Consider the following 18658-nt stretch of genomic DNA (forward strand, 5'->3'; position numbering starts at 1 on the left):
TCCTTGTTTTTCTTGCCTGTTAAAGTTCAACATAACCGGCAATAACCTTAGCCAGTGCTTCAAATCGCTTTCTCAGCGGAGAGCCGGGGCGGTATGCCAGTACAATCTTCCTGGACGGAACCGGTTCCATCGCTTCCAGATAACAAACCCCGTCTTTTTTCTTCTCTGCTGGGACAGAAAGCTGAGGAAGCAGTGTCATGCCACTTCCAGCGGCAACCATATTTCTCAGCGTTTCCAGACTGGTTGCCTTAAAGCGCTCATCATCTTTCGCACCGGCAGCAAAGCAGTAACCCAGAGCCTGATCACGCAGACAGTGTCCCTGCCCCAGAGATAGCACGGTTTTGCCGTTTAGCTCATTCATATGAATTTTGTCTTTCTCAGCCCATGGGTGATCGCAGGATACGGCGATACACAAAGGCTCATCGTACAGTTCCAGCTCAATAAAAGGCTCTGTCTCTTCTACAGCGGCAAGTACCAGACAATCCAGCTTCCCCTCTTCCAGTTGGCGAACCAGCTGATGTGTCTGAGCTTCATGCAGGAAAAGTTCAAGATCAGGAAAATCCTCTTTCAGACCGGGAACGATTTTTGGCAGCAGATAAGGGCCAACCGTAGGGATAAAGCCGATATGCAGCGGACCACTCATCTCTTTCCCCTGAAGACTGGCCATTTCAGTAAATGTCTTAATTTCCTTCAGGATCCGCTTTGCCTGCTCAACCATCAGAAGCCCGGACTCGGTAAACAGGACCCGTCTGCTGCTTCTCTCCAGCAGCGGAGCACCAAGCTCATCTTCCAGTTTGCGGATTTGGCCGCTAAGCGTTGGCTGGCTGACAAAACAAGCCTCTGCCGCTTTACGAAAATGCTTATGTTCAGCCAGTGCCACAAGGTATTCAAAGTCACGAATATTCATACTAAATTCCGACCACATAGATATTGACTATCGTTACTATAGTATCAAACGATTAGAGCTATCAACGATTTTTTTTAATAATAGTCCCAACGAAACAGAGATAAGACTTCTACACTAAATTTGAAGCCAGCTGGCTTAACTAAAAGGATAAAGATTATGTTTACATCTAAAGAAGGTCAGGCAGTTCCACAGGTAACTTTCCCAACTCGTCAGGGCGATGCATGGGTTAATGTAACAACAGATGAACTGTTCAAAGACAAAACCGTTATCGTATTCAGCCTTCCGGGCGCATTCACACCGACATGTTCTTCAAGCCATCTGCCGCGTTACAACGAGCTGTTCCCGGTATTTAAGGACCACGGCGTTGATGAAATCCTGTGTGTATCGGTAAACGACACCTTCGTAATGAACGCATGGAAAGACGACCAGGAAGCAGAAAACATCACTTTCATTCCTGATGGTAACGGTGACTTCACTGACGGCATGGGCATGCTGGTTGATAAAGCAGAACTTGGTTTCGGCAAGCGTTCATGGCGCTACAGCATGTTGGTTAAGAACGGCGTGGTAGAAAAAATGTTTATCGAACCAAACGAGCCGGGCGACCCGTTCAAGGTTTCAGACGCTGACACTATGCTTGGTTATGTTGCACCGGAGTACAAAGTGCAGGAATCCATCACGGTTATCTCAAAACCAGGCTGTCCTTTCTGTGCCAAAGCGAAGCAGAACCTGATTGATAACGGCCTTGCATACGAAGAAGTGGTTCTGGGTAAAGATGCAACAACAGTCACTCTGCGCGCAATTACCGGTAAAACAACGGTTCCTCAGGTGTTTATTGGTGGTGAGTATATTGGGGGAAGCGAAGAGCTGGAAGCTTACCTGAATAAGTAATATCTCATTCGGTGCGTAGTTCTGGGAACGGACTGCGTCCTATAGGCCCTGGCCCCTGGGAAATCCCAAGGGTTCAGGGCTAAAAGCTGATTAACCTTCTAAGTTATCCAAAACATTCCAGAACTCCTGACTTAAGAGAACAAAAACCATGAAAAAGATTAACGTTGATGTTGCCGTAATTGGTGGCGGCACAGCCGGGCTAGGCGCTTACCGTGCTGCAAAAGCACATACAGACAATGTAGTAATGATCGAAGGTGGTCCGTACGGAACAACCTGTGCCCGTGTTGGTTGTATGCCTTCTAAGCTTTTAATAGCAGCAGCTGAAAGTGTTCACCAGATCGAAAAAGCACCGGGCTTTGGTGTTTACCCGCAGGGCGATATCCATATCAACGGCCGTGAGGTGATGGACCGCGTAAAGAGAGAACGTGATCGCTTCGTTGGCTTTGTTCTTGAAGGTGTGGATGAGATTCCTGCAGAAGATAAAATTGCCGGTTACGCGAAGTTCATTGATAACAATACGCTGATTGTTGATGATCATACTGAAATCTCGGCAGAGCGTATTGTTATTGCTACCGGATCCCGCCCTGCCTATCCGGCGGTTTGGAATGAGCTTGGCGATCGTCTGATTATCAACGACGATGTTTTTGAGTGGGATGACCTGCCGGAGTCCGTGGCGGTATTTGGTCCGGGCGTTATTGGTCTTGAGCTTGGTCAGGCACTTCACCGCCTGGGTGTGAAGGTAAAACTCTTTGGTCTTGGTGGCCAGGTTGGCCCACTAACGGATCCGGAAGTGATGGACTATGCAGGTAAAGCCTTCAGCGAAGAGTTCTATCTGGATGCCGATGTAAAAGTGGAAAGCATGAAGCGTAAAGGCGATAAAGTTGAGATCATGTTTATCAATAAACAGGATGAGCTTGAAACCTTTGAAGTGGACTATGTGCTTGCAGCAACAGGCCGCAGACCCAACGTTGATAAACTTGCTATCGAAAACACCAGTATCGAACTGGATGAGCGCGGTGTGCCGGTTGCGGATCACTATACGCTGCAGACATCAGCAGCCAACATCTTTATTGCCGGTGACGCAAGCAACCAGATCCCGCTTCTGCATGAAGCTGCTGATCAGGGACGTATCGCAGGTGATAACGCAGGCCGCTACCCTGATATTAGAGCCGGATTACGCCGCTCAGCGATATCTGCTGTCTTCTCTGACCCGCAGATTGCTATGGTTGGTGAAACCTACCGCCAGATTACACAGCGCCTGGGCACATGTGGCTGTTTTGCAACAGGCGAGGTTTCATTCGAAAACCAGGGCCGCTCCCGTGTCATGCTGCGAAATAAAGGCATACTTCACGTATACGGCGAACAGGGTACAGGCCGGTTCCTTGGTGCTGAAATGATGGGACCAAACGCAGAACACCTTGCGCACCTGCTGGCATGGGCACATCAGAACAAGATGACCATTTCGGAGATGCTGGATATGCCTTTCTACCATCCGGTAATCGAAGAAGGTGTCCGTACAGCGCTTCGCGACCTGAATGCGAAACTGCACTTAGGGCCTGAAATGATTAAGCATTGCCTGGATTGCGGGCCTGGTTGTTAAGCAGCTATCAGCCTGACTCTTACACACAAATACTAAGGTGGCCAAAGAACGGTTCTCCCCCTTGAGTAATAAAGCCTAATTGGTTGATAAAGCTAATAGAAGGGGGAGTTAGAGGGGGTTGGTTATACAAAGATTAACTAAATCGTAGAACCTTAAGCCTCTAAGCAGCAACCCCTCCTAACCTCCCCTTGGATGTAACTTCTTCTAAAAACCAACCTGTTGTGTCTAAGGGGAGGAACTTTTCTCTGCCCCATTAGACTTGCGTATAAGAGTCAGGCTATCAATAGCTTGCCGCCTCTTTAGTTGGGTACAAGCTTTTTTACATTTGGATTCTGTTGTATTGCTGCTCATTTATACCTTAGTGCTCAAAACTGCTGAAAGCTGACGGCTGACAGCTGAAAGCTCAATAAAAAAAGGTTACTCTTAATCACTTCCGCCAAATAAAAACAAAAACATATGCAAGATAAACACGGGCTGCTTACCTCTCCAATATCACTGGTGCTCCGCCAAATGACCGTACCTATGGTTTTTGGCATGGTTGCCATACTGCTGTTTAATCTTGTGGATACCTTCTTCGTTTCTCTGCTGGGCACCCAGGCACTGGCGGCGATCAGCTTTACCTTTCCGGTGACCTTTGCGGTTAACTGTATCACCATGGGAATTGGTGTCGGGTTATCAAGCTGTATCGGCAGGTTGTTGGGGCAAAACGAACATCATGGCGCTGCCAGATTTGCCTCCCACGGAATACTGCTGGCTATTGCATTAATCTCCTTAGCCTCTTTGGCCGGGTTATTAACTGTCGAGCCGCTGTTTCTTTTGCTCGGAGCCGAGAGCCAGCTGCTGCCTCTGATTAATGATTATATGCTGATCTGGTATCTGACCATTCCCCTCCTGGTTATCCCAATGGCAGGCAATGCGGTGATCAGAGCCACGGGAGATACCAGAACACCCGCCAAGATTATGATTCTTGCAGGCCTGATCAACGGCCTGCTGGATCCCCTGCTTATCTTCGGCATCGGCCCGTTTCCTGAGCTGGGCATTCAGGGCGCAGCCATCGCCAGCGCGGTAAGCTGGTTAGGCGCTCTATGCTGCTCGCTGTATCTGCTTATCAAACGGGAAAAAATGCTGGCACCGCCAAGCCTGACATCCGTTGTTAAAGACTGGCAGCAGGTACTGAAAATAGGCGCGCCTGCCGGACTTTCCAGTGCAATGACCCCCCTATCCGGCGCAGTATTAATGAAGCTACTGGCAGGCCACGGCACCGCCGCGGTCGCTGCATACGGCGCGGCACAGAGAATTGAATCCCTTCTGCTGCTGGTGATTATGTCGCTGGCTTCCATCCTGACCACCTTTATGGCCCAGAACCTTGGTGCGGATAACCCTAAACGCAGCTTTAAAGCCCTGTTCTTAAGTATGCGCTTTTCAGTACTGTTCCAGCTTCTGATTTTTATAATGATGGTGCCGCTAAGCATCCCGCTCGCCGCCCTTTTCGGCCAGGAGCAGGAAGTAAATGATCTTATCTGGCTCTATCTGGTTATCGTCCCGGTCAGCTACGGTTTTCAGGGCATTATTATGCTGCTGATCAGCGCCCTAAACGCCATGCACAAATCGCTGAACGCATTTTACTGGAGTGTATTAAGGCTGTTTGTTTTCACCATACCGGCGGCCTGGATTGGCAGCGAACTGTATGAAGTGCAGGGGTTGTTTGTGGGGATTGCGGTTGGGAACATTGTAGGGGGAGGGCTTGGGTATTTTTATGCTTTGAAGCTTAGGGTGGAAAATTGCTAGGTTGCAGGTTGCAGGCTGACTCTTATACACAAGTTTAAGGAGCCAAAGAATGCTCCTCCCCTTAGTCTCGAAAGGCCGGATTTTCGAAGAAGTAACATCGAAGGGGAGGCTGGGAGGGGTTGTTTCTCATGGGTTTAAGTTTTGGTGGTTTAACCATGCATAGCATAATCAACCCCCTCTAACTCCCCCTTCTATTAGCTTTATCAACCAGTTAGGCCTTTCGCTCAAGGGGGAGAACCATTCTCTGGTCACTTTAATATTTGTGTATAAGAGTCAGGGTTACAGGTTATTTTGGAGATACGTACTTTACCTGTTACCTGTAGGACGAAGTCCGCGCCTGTAGCCTGTCGCCTTCAATTAAATCCCACTCCCATCAACCAGCGGTTCAGACTTACCATTAAATCGCTGGTCCATATCTTCTGAAGGCTTGTCTGAAGTTGGTCGGCCTACTATTTTCGCTGGAACACCAGCTACCGTAGTATGTTCCGGAACGGCCTGAAGAACCACTGAACCGGAGCCGATTTTGGCGCCAACGCCCACTTCGATATTACCCAGGATCTTAGAGCCAGCACCTATCATAACACCCTCGCGGATCTTCGGATGTCGGTCGCCACACTCTTTACCTGTACCACCCAGGGTTACGTTTTGCAGAATGGACACATCATCTTCTACGACCGCGGTTTCACCGATAACAATACCGGTTGCGTGGTCAAGCATGATGCCTTTACCGATGCGTGCAGCCGGGTGCGCATCTACCTGACAGGCAACGGAAATCTGATTCTGAAGGTAAGTTGCCAATGCAATACGTCCCTGCTTCCACAGATAGTTTGATACCCGGTAGCCCTGAAGCGCATGATAGCCTTTCAGGTAAAGCAGAGGGGTTGAGTACAGACCAACAGCCGGGTCACGGCTTACTGTTGCACAGATATCACAGGCAGCAGACTCGGTAATAGCAGGGTCATTGGCAAAGGCCTCTTCAACCACTTCCCGCACCGCCATTGCCGGCATGGATGCTGTCTTTAGCTTATTGGCAAGAATATAACTCAGTGCAGCGCCAAGGCTGTCATGCTTGATAATGGTGGCATGATAAAAACTCGCCAGCATAGGCTCCTGCTCAGCCTGCTCACGAGCTTCTTTTACAATTCTGCGCCATACATTGCACGGTTTACATTGTCCCATCTGTACTAACCTTTGTTTCTTTGTCTGCCTTCCGGTTTGCCATACCCACTTTCAGAGGGTCAGTAGATAGATATCGATAAGCAGACCGTCCTCGCCATGGATGGCGAGATCGAGCTACATGGATGTATTTATGCGTGTCTGTGTTCGATATCTGTCTGCTGGCCCGGACCGGGTCCCGTTATTAGTCTTCAGTCTTCTTATCCCGTGCAAGCAAGTCTCTTGCAGCAAGGCTGGCATCTTTACCCTGATATAACACCTGATAAATCTGGTCAACGATTGGCATTTCAACGCCCATACGCTGAGCCAGCATCCACACCTCTTTGGTGTTCCGGTAGCCTTCAACCACCTGACCAATTTCATCCTGTGCTACTTGTACATCTTTTCCCTGGCCAAGGGCAAGACCAAATCTTCTGTTACGCGACTGGTTATCGGTACAGGTCAGTACCAGATCTCCGAGTCCTGCCATACCCATAAAGGTCTCTGAGTGTGCACCTAATGCAGCACCAAGTCGCGACATCTCGGCCAGACCACGGGTAATCAACGCCGTTCTGGCGTTGGCACCAAAACCGATACCATCTGACATACCGGCACCAATCGCGATCACATTCTTAACCGCGCCGCCCAACTGCATGCCTGTGAAATCATGGTTGGCATACACGCGGAAGCTTTTGCTGCAGTGGATTTTTCCCTGCAGATCTTTAAGAAATTCACCATCTGGTGAAGCCACTGCAATTGCCGTCGGCATCCCCATTGCCAGCTCTTTGGCAAAGGTCGGCCCGGACAGCACCGCAAGCGGATACTTATCACCGATACAGTCGTAAGCTACATCCTGCAACAGACGGCCGGTTTCCGGCTCAAGCCCTTTGGTGGCCCAGCAGATACGGCTGTCCTCTCTCAGGAGAGGCTTTAGCGTATTCATTACGATACCAAACACATGGCTTGGCACCACAACCAGAATATCCCGGCTCGCTTTTACGGCTTTCTCAACATCTGATTCCACAATCAGGTTATCCGGAAAATCGACCCCCGGCAGAAACTCATTGTTACAGCGGTCAGCTTCCAGCCTCGCCATATGATCTTCTTCATGCCCCCAGATAACAACATTCGAGCCATTGCGCGCCAGAGATATTGCCAGAGATGTACCATATGAACCGGCACCAATCACCGTCATTTCAATCTCTTTTCCGTAGATTTCGTTACCGTCCGAACCTGTCATAGCCTTTCCTGATAGAGAGAAAAAAAATGCACATCGCACCAATTATAGATGCTCTGTGCATATATTAAGACTACATATAAAGTAGCCTTCAGCTAAATCTTTGCGATTAAGCGTCTGCTGCTTCTTCGCCTTCCTGAGCTGCCTGGTTTTGCAGGTAGTTCATGAACAGAGCATCGAAGTTAACTGGCGCAAGGTTCAGTTGAGGGAATGTACCCTTAACAACCAGGCTTGAAATAGTTTCACGAGCATAAGGGAACAGGATGTTCGGGCAGAATGCACCCAGGCAGTGTGCCAGCTGGCCTGCTTCCATTTGCTCTGCAGTGAAGATACCAGCTTGCTGAACTTCACACAGGAATGCTGTCTCTTCTTCGTTCTTAACTGTTACAGTCAGACGAAGAACCACTTCATACACGTTCTCACCCAGTTCACGGCTCTGAGTATCAAGATCCAGCTTCACATCTGGGTTCCACTCTTTCTGGAACATTTCTGGAGAGTTAGGAGTTTCAAAAGAAACGTCCTTTAGGTAGATACGCTGAATTGTGAAGTTCTGTTGGGTATCTTGAGGTGCTGCTTCAGCCATTTTGTAATCCTTAAATCTTTATATATACGATATTGGTTGCGCCGAGTGGCGCTGGAGTTTACTTCTTCTTGTTACCGCGAACTAACGGCATTTTTGCGTCTGACCATGACATCAGGCCGCCTTTAAGCAAGTAAACTTTTTCAAATTCTGCTTTAGCAAGCAGGTTTGCGCTCTCGTGAGCAGCCGTTCCTGACTTACATATCACAATGATTGGGTTAGCTTTGTGTTTTTCAAGGTCACCGAATGAGCCAGATTTAATATCTGCCGGTAAAACGTGAACTGAGCCTGCAATATGACCCTGCTTGAATTCATCCTTGGTACGAATATCAACCACTACACCATCTTCTTTATTAATAAAGTGAGTTAGTTCTGGTGAGGTAATCTCTTTGTAGCCAGCTGTTTTTGTTTTCACTATGTTTAAAACTAATGCAACAGCCAGACCCACCCAAAGAACGGATAGCATCATGTTGCCCTGAAAAAAGTCGATGTACTCTTGCATGTCCTGCACTCTTACTTATTTTTGCCCGGGCACTGTGCCCTAAGTCTGTCGAAGCAGTGAGTATAACGAGGAAGGAAGTATGATGCGAGTGGCGAAAGCAATTCTTAATAATAAATGGGAATGCGATCTTTGAAAGTTCACCTTCTCTATGGATTTAATTGGTAAAATGTTCTTTATTTGTTGAGAATTATTCGCAACAATATCCCATATAGGTCAGTTTCTGACTACACTTGTAGCTGTAATTTGTAACCGAGCAACAACGGATACCGATCATAATTTGATCTTACCCTACAGTTTTACCCTAAAAGTGTAGTAAAGTTACGCTAATTTTATTTTTGAAGTTAATTGGAATTTAACGAGGTTAATACTATGTCAGCTAAGAAGCCAATGGCTCTAGTGATTCTTGACGGCTGGGGACACCGTGAAGATACCGCAAACAATGCAGTTGCAAACGCAAACACTCCTGTACTGGACAACCTGTTTGCTACCCAGCCAAACACTCTGATTTCTGCTTCTGGCATGGATGTTGGCCTTCCTGACGGTCAGATGGGTAACTCAGAAGTTGGTCACACTAACATTGGTGCCGGCCGAGTGGTTTACCAGGACCTTACCCGTATCACTAAATCTATTGCTGACGGTGAGTTCGAGCAGACCCCTGCGCTTGTTGAAGCAATGGACAAAGCTATCAAAGCTGGTAAAGCTGTTCACCTTATGGGTCTTATGTCTCCGGGCGGCGTACACAGCCACGAAGACCACATCTACGCTGCAGTTGAAATGGCAGCTCACCGTGGCGCTGAAAAAATCTACCTGCACTGCTTCCTTGACGGACGTGATACTCCGCCACGTAGCGCTGAAGGTTCACTGAAGCGTTTTGACGAGCTTTTCGCTAAGCTTGGCAAAGGCCGTGTTGCTTCTATCGTTGGCCGTTACTACGCTATGGACCGTGACAACAACTGGGATCGCGTAGAAAAAGCTTACGAACTTCTTACTGAAGAAAAAGCAGACTTCACTTTCGATTCAGCAGTTGCTGCTCTTGAAGCTGCATACGCTCGTGAAGAAAACGATGAATTTGTTAAACCAACGGCTATCAAGTCAGAAGGCCAGGAATCTGCAGCTATCGAAGATGGCGACGCAGTAATCTTTATGAACTACCGTGCTGACCGTGCTCGTCAGATCACTCGTTCATTCGTTCCTGCATTCGACGGTTTCGAACGTGCTAAATTCCCTGCGATTGAGTTTGTAATGCTGACTCAGTACGCAGCAGATATCCCTCTGGCTATCGCATTCCCACCAGCGTCTCTGGACAACACTTACGGTGAGTGGCTGTCAAAGGCTGGCAAGACTCAGCTACGTATCTCTGAAACTGAGAAGTACGCTCACGTTACTTTCTTCTTCAACGGCGGTGTTGAATCAGAATTTGAAGGCGAAGAGCGCTCTCTTGTTGCTTCTCCAAAAGTGGCAACTTACGACCTTCAGCCTGAAATGAGCTCTGAAGAACTGACTGAGAAGCTGGTTGCGGCTATCAAGTCTGGCAAGTACGACGTTATCATCTGTAACTACCCTAACCCGGACATGGTTGGTCACACTGGCGTTTACGAAGCAGCTGAAAAAGCACTTGAAGCTGTTGACGCATGTGTTGGTAAAGTTGTTGAAGCTATCAAAGAAGCTGATGGCCAGATGCTGCTTACAGCTGACCACGGTAACGCAGAAATGATGGTAGACCCTGAAACAGGCGGTACTCACACTGCTCACACTAACCTTCCTGTACCACTAATCTACGTTGGTAACAAAGAAGTTGAGTTTGTTAAAGGCGGTAAACTGTCTGACCTGGCACCAACAATGCTAAGCCTGACAGAGATGGAAATTCCTGCTGAAATGACTGGTCAGGTACTGGTTAAGTAAGTTACGGCTTATTCAGATAGTTAACAACGCCAGCGTTTTCAAAACGCTGGCGTTTTTTTATCTGCTATTTTGGGTATACTGACTATCCGGGTTGGATAAGGTACTTGAGATACGCGAAGGATGACGCTTTTAAAATCAACAGCTTTCAGACATTTCTTCAGGAAACGACTCTCTGTTATTAGCTGTCTGTTTCTTTTCTGTTTTTCTCTGAGCACCTCTGCCAGTCAGGAAGAGCTCTCCGGGGTAAAAAGTGAGATATCCCGGCAAAAGAGCAGTTTGTCTTCCCAGCAAAAAGAGCTGAACGGCCTGCAAAAGGATCTGAAAAAGCACGAACTCTCCATCTCAAAGCTGGGCCAGGAAATAAAGAAGACCCAGGCCAAACTCAATAAAGCCAATAAGAATCTCAGCAAGTTCAACGGGCAAAAAGCAAAACTGGAAGCGCAGAAGGCCACTCAGACTGAAACCCTGGAAAAGCTGATCACCACCTATTACATCACCAAACGCCAGAACGAAGCCAAAGCACTGCTGGAATCAGAAAACGGTGAAGAAGAAGCTCGTATCAGTCAGTACTTCCAGCACCTTGCCCAGGCCAGAGCCAAGGCCATTGCAGAACTAGATAAAACCAGTAAACAGCTTGCGGATAAAAACCGCCAGCTTATCAACGAAAAAAACCAGATTGCTGATCTGCTTGCCCAGCAGACAAAAAAAAGAGACCAACTGACCAAAACCCAGAAGCAGCGTAAAGGCACGGTTGGTAAGATCCGCAAAAACATCTCAAGCAATAAGAACTATCTGGCCGAACTACAAAGAAACGAAACCCGCCTGAAATCCGAGATCGCCAAAGCTGCAAAACGAAGCGCTGTTCCTATGGACGGACTAAGCAGACAAAAAGGCAAACTGCCATGGCCACTTAAAGGCAAAATTCTGCACAGCTACGGCTCAAGACAGAGCGGCCAGGTGAACTGGAAAGGTATGGTAATCGACGCCTACTACGACCAGCCGGTGAAAGCGGTCTACTCAGGCACGGTCGTCTTTGCTGAATACCTCAGAGGATACGGCCTGGTGGTACTTCTGGACCACGGTAAGGGCGATATGACGCTTTACGGTTTTAACCAGACGCTGCTTAAAGTGGAAGGGGATAAGGTGAAAGCAGGTGAGACTATTGCGCTGGCCGGGGATACGGGGGGGCAGCCTGAGGCTTCGCTTTATTTTGAGGTTCGGAGGAATAGTAAGACGCAGAATCCTAGGAAATGGCTTACAAGATAAGGGCCCTGGGTTTCTCGGCCCTGGGCCCTGGGAAAAGACAATATTTGCGCTTCTGAAGGCTTATAACTCCGGAACAACTGAAGCTCCGACATCTAAACCTAGGGCCCTATAACCCAGGGCCCAGGGCCAAATATCAACCTTCCATATACCCATTAGGCATCTCAATCCGAGCCGCTCCCGACTCAACCGCTGCCAGCGCAACTGCCTTCGCTACGCGAGGAAGCAGGCGTGGGTCCATTGGTTTTGGAATGATGTAGTCATTGCCGAATTCAAGCTCAGAAACACCAGCAGCCTTCTTGACTTCCTCCGGTACCGGCTCTTTTGCCAGTTGGCGGATCGCTTCTACTGCTGCCAGTTTCATCTCGATGTTGATTTCACGGGCACGTACATCAAGCGCTCCACGGAAGATGAACGGGAAGCAGATAACGTTGTTTACCTGGTTCGGGTAGTCTGAACGGCCGGTGCCCATGATCAGGTCATCACGAACCTGGTGTGCCAGCTCTGGCTTGATTTCTGGATCAGGGTTTGAACATGCAAATACTACCGGCTTGTCAGCCATTAGCTTAAGCGCTTCTGGTGGTAGCAGATCCGGGCCTGATACGCCAAGGAACAGATCAGCACCGGTAATTACGTCTTCCAGTGTTCTCTTGTCCGTGTTGTTTGCGAAGTGCTTCTTGTGCTCTGTCAGTTCTTCACGGCGAGTGTGGATGACGCCTTTGCGGTCCAGCATATAGATCTTTTCACGCTGAGCACCACACTTGATAAGCAGTTCCATACAGGCAACCGCAGCAGCACCTGCGCCAAGACAAACGATGGTTGACTCAGAAAGCTGTTTGCCCTGAAGTTCAATCGCATTCAGCATACCGGCAGCAGTTACAATCGCAGTACCGTGCTGATCATCATGGAATACAGGAATGTCACAGCGCTCAATCAGACGTTGCTCAATCTCAAAACACTCTGGCGCTTTAATATCTTCAAGGTTGATTCCGCCAAAGGTATCTGCAATGTTCGCTACCGTATCAACAAACTCGTCGATTGTGCGGTGCTTAACTTCAATATCAATCGAATCAAGACCAGCAAAGCGTTTGAAAAGCAGCGCCTTACCTTCCATTACCGGCTTAGAAGCCATTGGTCCCAGGTTACCCAGTCCAAGAATCGCCGTACCGTTTGAGATAACCGCAACCATGTTACCTTTAGCTGTGTACTTATAAACATTTTCAACATTCTGCGCGATTTCACGAACAGGCTCCGCCACACCAGGGCTGTAAGCAAGGGCAAGATCTTCAACAGAGTCTGCCGGCTTACTCAGCTCTACAGAGATCTTTCCCGGAGTCGGATAAGCGTGATAGTGAAGCGCCTGCTGGCGAAATGAGTCTTGGCGGTTATCTTCGGACATACTGGGGTTACCTTGAATTGAGGAATATATAAAAAGGGCTAAATTCTAAGCGATATTGTTGCAACTTCCTATACCTAAAACGACTAGAAATGCATTCACACCAATAATTTTTATTTATTTTATTCAGTAAACGGATATTTTAGTGCATAAACGAGAAAAGGACGCTAATGCGTCCTTTTCAGATTCGGTATTACTAGAAAAGTAATTACTTCTTGCTAGATAGTGCACCGAAACGCTTGTTGAAGCGATCAACACGACCACCAGTATCAACGATACGCTGCTTACCAGTGTAGAATGGGTGGCACTTGTCACATACGTCCAGGTGGATAGTTTCTTTACCTAGAGTAGAGTTGAACTCGAAAGTGTTACCGCAAGAGCAAGTAGCTGTTACAGCTTTGTATTCAGGGTGGATACCTGTTTTCATGGGAAAACCTCATAATAGGCCGTGTCGCCATCCGATTCTAAGCCGGACACCACACGTATAGTCAAAAATAATAGTACGGTTTATAGCCATACCGTCAAGGCGCAGTATAGTAAAGAATACTGCTCTCAGGATCAACCGATTTGATAGTTTTTTCACCAATTATTTTGCGTATTAGATAATTACCCGAATTGGTATAAACTATTCCGACCTGAATTGACCAAGTAAACCTCTTTTTATGCGTCCGACCATAGCCCGGGTAGCCCTTCCGGTCCCCCTGGATAAACAGTTTGATTACCTTATTCAGCCTTATCAGTTTCCGGTTGTTGGCGGCCGGGTATCTGTGCCTTTTGGCAGACAGACACTGGTAGGTGTAGTGACGGCTATGGTGCACAAATCTGATTTTCCTGAAAGCCAGCTAAAGGCGATAAAAGAGGTTATCGACCTGAGCCCCATCTGGTCAGACTCTCTTTACGGATTACTTACCTGGGCCAGTCAGTTTTATCAGTACCCTCTCGGGGATACCTTTTCCAACGCACTGCCTACCGCCCTAAGAAAAGGTAAAGCGGCCGAGTTTGCCTCCATTGTAGAGTGGCAGATCACTGAAGAGGGCAAAAACAGGCTAATGGCAGGACTTGGAAGAGCGGTTCAGCAAGCTAAAGTCCTGCACCTTCTTGAGTCCGGTCCGGTATCACATCAGGTTATGCTGGAAGAAGAAGTTTCTTCATCAGTATTGAAAACACTGGAAGAAAAAGGCTTTATCTCCTCTTCAGAGATAAAGCCAAAGGTCACACCATGGCCTGACAATGTGGAAACGGGTCAGGATAAACCCAGGCTGAATACCGAGCAGTCCGTTGCTATCGCCACAGTAAACAGCAATAGTGCTTTTGGCTGCTACCTGCTTGAGGGCGTCACGGGCTCTGGAAAGACAGAGGTTTACCTGAACCTGATTAAACCTGTTCTGGAGGCGGGCAGACAGGCGCTGGTTCTGGTGCCGGAAATCGGACTTACCCCTCAGACAATTAACCGCTTTAAAAAGCGCTTTAATGTTCCGGTTACTGTTATTCATTCAGGTCTTAACGAAACCGAAAGGTTAAACGCATGGCTTTCTGCAAGGGATAAAGACGCAGGCATTGTCATCGGCACCCGCTCATCGCTTTTTACACCCTTTAAAGATCTGGGGATTATTATTGTTGATGAGGAACACGACGCCTCTTACAAGCAACAGGACAGCCTTCGCTACCATGCCCGCGATGTCGCCATTATGAGAGCGCACAAAGAGAATATCCCTATTGTGCTGGGCTCAGCGACACCGGCTCTGGAAACCCTGTATAACGCTAAAACCGGCAAGTACCACCATTTAACACTTTCCCGGCGGGCGGGCTCTGCCACACCTGCTACTCATAAGGTTCTGGATGTAAAAGGGCTCTATCTTGAAAGTGGCCTTTCCGCGCCTCTTATTGCTGAAATGCGAAAACACCTGAGTGCCGGGAACCAGGTTCTGCTGTTTTTAAACCGCAGAGGCTACTCCCCTGCCCTTATGTGTCATGAGTGCGGCTGGATTGCCGAATGCCAGCGTTGCGATGCGTATTACACCTACCACCAGAGCAGCAATGAGATCCGCTGTCACCACTGCGGCTCTCAGCGGGCGGTTATCCACCAGTGCAACAATTGCGGCTCTTCTCAGCTTGTCACTGTGGGTGTTGGCACAGAACAGCTGGAGACTCAGCTCTCCGCCCTGTTCCCGGAATACAAAACCCTCCGTATTGACCGGGACAGTACCCGAAGAAAAGGCAGCCTTGAGTCTGCCCTTGAATCCATAAGAAAAAACCAGTACCAGATCCTTATCGGAACTCAGATGCTGGCAAAGGGGCACCATTTCCCCAACGTGACACTGGTCAGCCTGCTGGATGTTGACGGCTCACTGTATAGCAGCGACTTCAGAGCTTCTGAAAGACTGGCTCAGCTGTTTATTCAGGTTGCAGGCCGGGCGGGAAGAGCCAGTAAGCCGGGTGAAGTGATACTTCAGACCCACCATCCGGAGCACTCACTGCTTCAGGCTCTGCTCTATAAAGGCTATGCATACTTTGCCGAAACCGCGCTGGAAGAGAGAAAAATGGCTGGTTTGCCTCCCTTTACCTTCCTCACCCTGTTCCGGGCAGAAGCCAATAAAAGCGAGCTGGTTGAGGACTTTCTGCGTCAGGTGAAGCATACCCTTGAGTCTCACCCGCTCTTCGACTGCTACTGCCTGACTCTGGGGCCTACGCCTGCGCCTCTGGCGAAGAAAGCAGGAAAGTCTCGCTGGCAGCTTATCCTGCAAACGCCGGGAAGAAGCCAGATGCAAAAACTGCTCTACAGCGCCAGGCCTGTGATAAATATGCTTCCTTCTGCGAAAAAGGTGCGCTGGTCACTGGATATCGAGCCTCAGGATCTCTCCTAATCAACAGGCGTACGGATTGGATTTCTGTCATGTGACAATAATCACAACTGGAATGTAAAATATGTTAATCTTGCCGTAATTTGGCGCAGCTCAAAAGCTTACACTAATCATCAATATATGAAATCAGTGTTAATTAATATAAATGCATGCCCAATAATAACGATTAACATGCCGGAAAGAGGGTATTTTCTATGGCGACAATGAAGGATGTTGCCCAGCTGGCTGGGGTCTCTACTGCTACGGTATCCAGAGCGTTAATGAATCCTGAAAAGGTTTCAGCCTCTACCCGTAAACGAGTCGAAGATGCTGTTATGGAGTCGGGTTACTCCCCCAACTCACTGGCGAGAAACCTGCGCCGCAACGAATCCAAAACCATCGTCACTATCGTCCCTGATATCTGTGATCCTTACTTCACTGAAATTATCCGGGGCATAGAAGATGCCGCCATGGAAAATGGCTATCTGGTTCTTCTTGGTGACAGCGGACAACAAAAAAACCGTGAAAGCTCCTTTGTAAATCTGGTATTTACCAAACAGGCAGACGGAATGCTTCTGCTTGGAACAGATCTGCCTTTCGATGTCAGCAAACCAGAACAGAAAAACCTGCCTCCTCTGGTTATGGCCTGTGAATACGCGCCTGAACTGGAGCTGCCCACTGTCCATATTGATAACCTGACCTCAGCATTTGAAGCAGTTAACTACTTAACCCAGATGGGGCATAAAAGAGTTGCCCAGATTTCCGGCCCGGAAAACGCGGCTCTTTGCCAGTTCCGCCATCAGGGATACCAGCAGGCTCTGCGCCGGGCTGGTATCACCATGAACAATACCTACTGCGTAAACAGTGACTTCAGCTTTGCCGGTGGCGCGAAGGCCTTAAGAAAACTCCTTGCTCTTCCTGAGCCGCCAACAGCCATCTTCTGTCACAATGACACCATGGCGATTGGTGCCATTCAGGAAGCGAAAAAGCTGGGCCTGAGAGTACCTCAGGATCTGTCCGTTGTCGGTTTTGATGATATTCAGTTTGCTCAGTACTGCGATCCTCCGCTGACCACCATCTCGCAGCCAAGATATGAAATTGGCCGTCAGGCCATGCTGATGATGCTGGAGCTGTTAAAAGGCCGTGATGTAAGAGCTGGCTCAAGGCTTCTGGAAGCGAATCTTGTGGTGCGTGACAGCGCTGCGCCACCAAGACTCTAGATATTCCCCTGAAAAATACACACACCCCAAAAGCGATGTATAATTTATGCATCGCTTCAGTTTTTCTGAATCCGATTGTCATCACACAACAAACTCGTTTAATATCCTTTTAGCTGGTAACTGTTTAGAAATAAAGACGTGGCAAACAGAGATTATGTAAAACGCGGTCAGGGCAGAAAGAAAAGCCCTACCCGTAAATATGCTTCACCAAGATTCCCCTGGTTAGCAACAATTTTAGCGGTACTCCTTGTTGGAGGGTTTGGTTATGGCCTCTATTTTCTGAGTTCTGACCCGGAGCCACCAAAAACCATTAAAGCTCCGGCATTAAGCAGCAAGGCAACTACCCAAAGCAAAGCGAAAAATAACAAGCCCCTGCCTCCGCCTCCTGAAGAGGAGTGGGAGTATGTGGAATCACTGCCGAAAAAGGAAATTGAAGTCCAGGCTAAAGAGCAGGTGGTTTCTAAGATCCCTTACATCATGCAGTGCGGTGCTTATAAAACACTTAAGCAGGCAGAAAGCCGTAAAGTGGATATCGCATTCCAGGGGATCAGCAGCAAGATCCGCAAGAAAGAAGGCAGCAACTGGTACCGGGTTGTACTTGGACCATATGCGCTGAAGCGGGATGCTGAGAAGGATAAGCATAAGCTGCAAAGAGCCAAGATTGAGCCTTGCGCAATCTGGAAAGAAGCTCAATAGCGCACAGCAAAGAGCAAAATAGACATACAAAAAAGCGAGATAGAAGAAATCTCGCTTTTTTGATCCTTGAATTCAGTTCTAAATATCCTCATATACTTTGCAATACACAAGTAAAATAAAGAGGTCTATCTCGTGACTACCATTGTATCTGTACGTCGGGACAACAAAGTTGTTATAGCCGGTGACGGTCAGGTTTCCCTGGGCAACACAGTAATGAAAGGCAATGCCAAAAAGGTTCGCCGCCTGTACAACAATAAAGTGCTTGCAGGTTTCGCAGGTGGCACAGCAGATGCTTTTACACTATTCGAGCGCTTTGAGGCAAAACTGCAAATGCATCAGGGCCATTTAACTAAAGCCGCTGTTGAGCTTGCAAAAGACTGGCGCAGTGACCGCGCCCTAAGAAGACTGGAAGCGATTCTTGCCGTTGCTGATGAAACGGCATCACTGGTCATCACAGGTAACGGTGATGTGGTTCAGCCGGAAAATGATTTAATCGCGATTGGTTCAGGTGGCAACTTTGCCCAGGCAGCCGCAACTGCTCTGCTGGAAAACACTGATCTGGATGCCCGTGAAATCGCGGAAAAATCACTGAAGATTGCCGGTGATATCTGCGTATTTACCAACCATCACCACACTGTTGAAGAACTTGAAATCGCAGCTGAATAAAGAATTGGGGAAGAACAC

At 48.2% G+C, this 18658-nt stretch carries 15 protein-coding genes and 1 pseudogene; 9 read left to right on the forward strand and 7 right to left on the reverse strand.

The genetic code is table 11. The features are described 5' to 3' along the window. Positions 1-19: 19 nt before the first annotated feature. A complete protein-coding gene (oxyR, locus tag L3Q72_RS13650) occupies positions 20-907 on the reverse strand; it encodes a DNA-binding transcriptional regulator OxyR (RefSeq protein ID WP_275130464.1) in 888 nt (295 codons plus the stop codon). A 156-nt stretch (positions 908-1063) separates the two neighbouring features. Here oxyR and L3Q72_RS13655 point away from each other — a divergent pair, with 156 nt between their 5' ends. The 3 genes from L3Q72_RS13655 to L3Q72_RS13665 all read left to right on the forward strand — a co-directional run bounded on the left by L3Q72_RS13655 (position 1064) and on the right by L3Q72_RS13665 (position 5183). Beyond that, entirely contained in the window at positions 1064-1795 is a 732-nt protein-coding gene (locus L3Q72_RS13655; RefSeq protein ID WP_275130465.1) for a glutathione peroxidase, read from the forward strand. Positions 1796-1943: 148 nt separating this feature from the next. Continuing rightward, entirely contained in the window at positions 1944-3395 is a 1452-nt protein-coding gene (locus L3Q72_RS13660) for a dihydrolipoyl dehydrogenase (RefSeq protein ID WP_275130466.1), read from the forward strand. Positions 3396-3851: 456 nt separating this feature from the next. Next, on the forward strand, positions 3852-5183 hold the full coding sequence (locus tag L3Q72_RS13665; protein WP_275130467.1) for an MATE family efflux transporter: 1332 nt from the start codon (positions 3852-3854) through the stop codon (positions 5181-5183). A 357-nt stretch (positions 5184-5540) separates the two neighbouring features. Here the strand turns inward: L3Q72_RS13665 and cysE are convergent, their stop codons facing one another. The 4 genes from cysE to L3Q72_RS13685 all read right to left on the reverse strand — a co-directional run bounded on the left by cysE (position 5541) and on the right by L3Q72_RS13685 (position 8657). Beyond that, the gene (gene cysE / locus L3Q72_RS13670; protein WP_275130468.1) at positions 5541-6362 is read right to left on the reverse strand and encodes a serine O-acetyltransferase; all 822 of its coding nucleotides are present in this window, start codon (positions 6360-6362) and stop codon (positions 5541-5543) included. 181 nt (positions 6363-6543) lie between these two features. After that, entirely contained in the window at positions 6544-7578 is a 1035-nt protein-coding gene (gene gpsA / locus L3Q72_RS13675) for an NAD(P)H-dependent glycerol-3-phosphate dehydrogenase (protein ID WP_275130469.1), read from the reverse strand. 106 nt (positions 7579-7684) lie between these two features. Next, the gene (gene secB / locus L3Q72_RS13680) at positions 7685-8158 is read right to left on the reverse strand and encodes a protein-export chaperone SecB (protein WP_275130470.1); all 474 of its coding nucleotides are present in this window, start codon (positions 8156-8158) and stop codon (positions 7685-7687) included. Positions 8159-8216: 58 nt separating this feature from the next. Beyond that, the gene (locus L3Q72_RS13685) at positions 8217-8657 is read right to left on the reverse strand and encodes a rhodanese-like domain-containing protein (RefSeq protein ID WP_275130471.1); all 441 of its coding nucleotides are present in this window, start codon (positions 8655-8657) and stop codon (positions 8217-8219) included. Positions 8658-9026: 369 nt separating this feature from the next. Between L3Q72_RS13685 and gpmM the strand changes: the two genes are divergently transcribed. Beyond that, positions 9027-10559: a 2,3-bisphosphoglycerate-independent phosphoglycerate mutase gene (gene gpmM, locus L3Q72_RS13690; RefSeq protein WP_275130472.1), complete on the forward strand. Its 1533-nt coding sequence runs from the start codon at positions 9027-9029 to the stop codon at positions 10557-10559. 120 nt (positions 10560-10679) lie between these two features. After that, the gene (locus tag L3Q72_RS13695; protein ID WP_275130473.1) at positions 10680-11825 is read left to right on the forward strand and encodes a murein hydrolase activator EnvC; all 1146 of its coding nucleotides are present in this window, start codon (positions 10680-10682) and stop codon (positions 11823-11825) included. A gap of 133 nt (positions 11826-11958) precedes the next feature. Here L3Q72_RS13695 and L3Q72_RS13700 read toward each other — a convergent pair whose 3' ends face one another. Then, positions 11959-13221 (reverse strand): malic enzyme-like NAD(P)-binding protein, encoded by a 1263-nt coding sequence (locus L3Q72_RS13700; protein ID WP_275130474.1) that lies wholly within the window; start codon positions 13219-13221, stop codon positions 11959-11961. A 205-nt stretch (positions 13222-13426) separates the two neighbouring features. After that, on the reverse strand, positions 13427-13645 hold the full coding sequence (rpmE, locus tag L3Q72_RS13705) for a 50S ribosomal protein L31 (RefSeq protein WP_275130475.1): 219 nt from the start codon (positions 13643-13645) through the stop codon (positions 13427-13429). A gap of 235 nt (positions 13646-13880) precedes the next feature. On the opposite strand from rpmE, the gene priA reads away from it, so the two are divergent. The 4 genes and pseudogenes from priA to hslV all read left to right on the forward strand — a co-directional run bounded on the left by priA (position 13881) and on the right by hslV (position 18640). Beyond that, the gene (gene priA, locus L3Q72_RS13710; RefSeq protein WP_275130476.1) at positions 13881-16082 is read left to right on the forward strand and encodes a primosomal protein N'; all 2202 of its coding nucleotides are present in this window, start codon (positions 13881-13883) and stop codon (positions 16080-16082) included. Positions 16083-16270: 188 nt separating this feature from the next. Continuing rightward, positions 16271-17278 (forward strand): annotated as a pseudogene (cytR, locus tag L3Q72_RS13715) (DNA-binding transcriptional regulator CytR); the annotation flags it as partial. Positions 17279-17416: 138 nt separating this feature from the next. Then, complete coding sequence (locus L3Q72_RS13720; RefSeq protein ID WP_275130477.1) at positions 17417-17974, forward strand: SPOR domain-containing protein; 558 nt, start codon at positions 17417-17419, stop codon at positions 17972-17974. Between the two features lie 132 nt (positions 17975-18106). Further along, a complete protein-coding gene (hslV, locus tag L3Q72_RS13725; protein ID WP_275130478.1) occupies positions 18107-18640 on the forward strand; it encodes an ATP-dependent protease subunit HslV in 534 nt (177 codons plus the stop codon). Positions 18641-18658 lie beyond the last annotated feature (18 nt).

The organism is Vibrio sp. JC009 (assembly GCF_029016485.1).
In the GTDB taxonomy this organism is placed as follows: domain Bacteria; phylum Pseudomonadota; class Gammaproteobacteria; order Enterobacterales; family Vibrionaceae; genus Vibrio.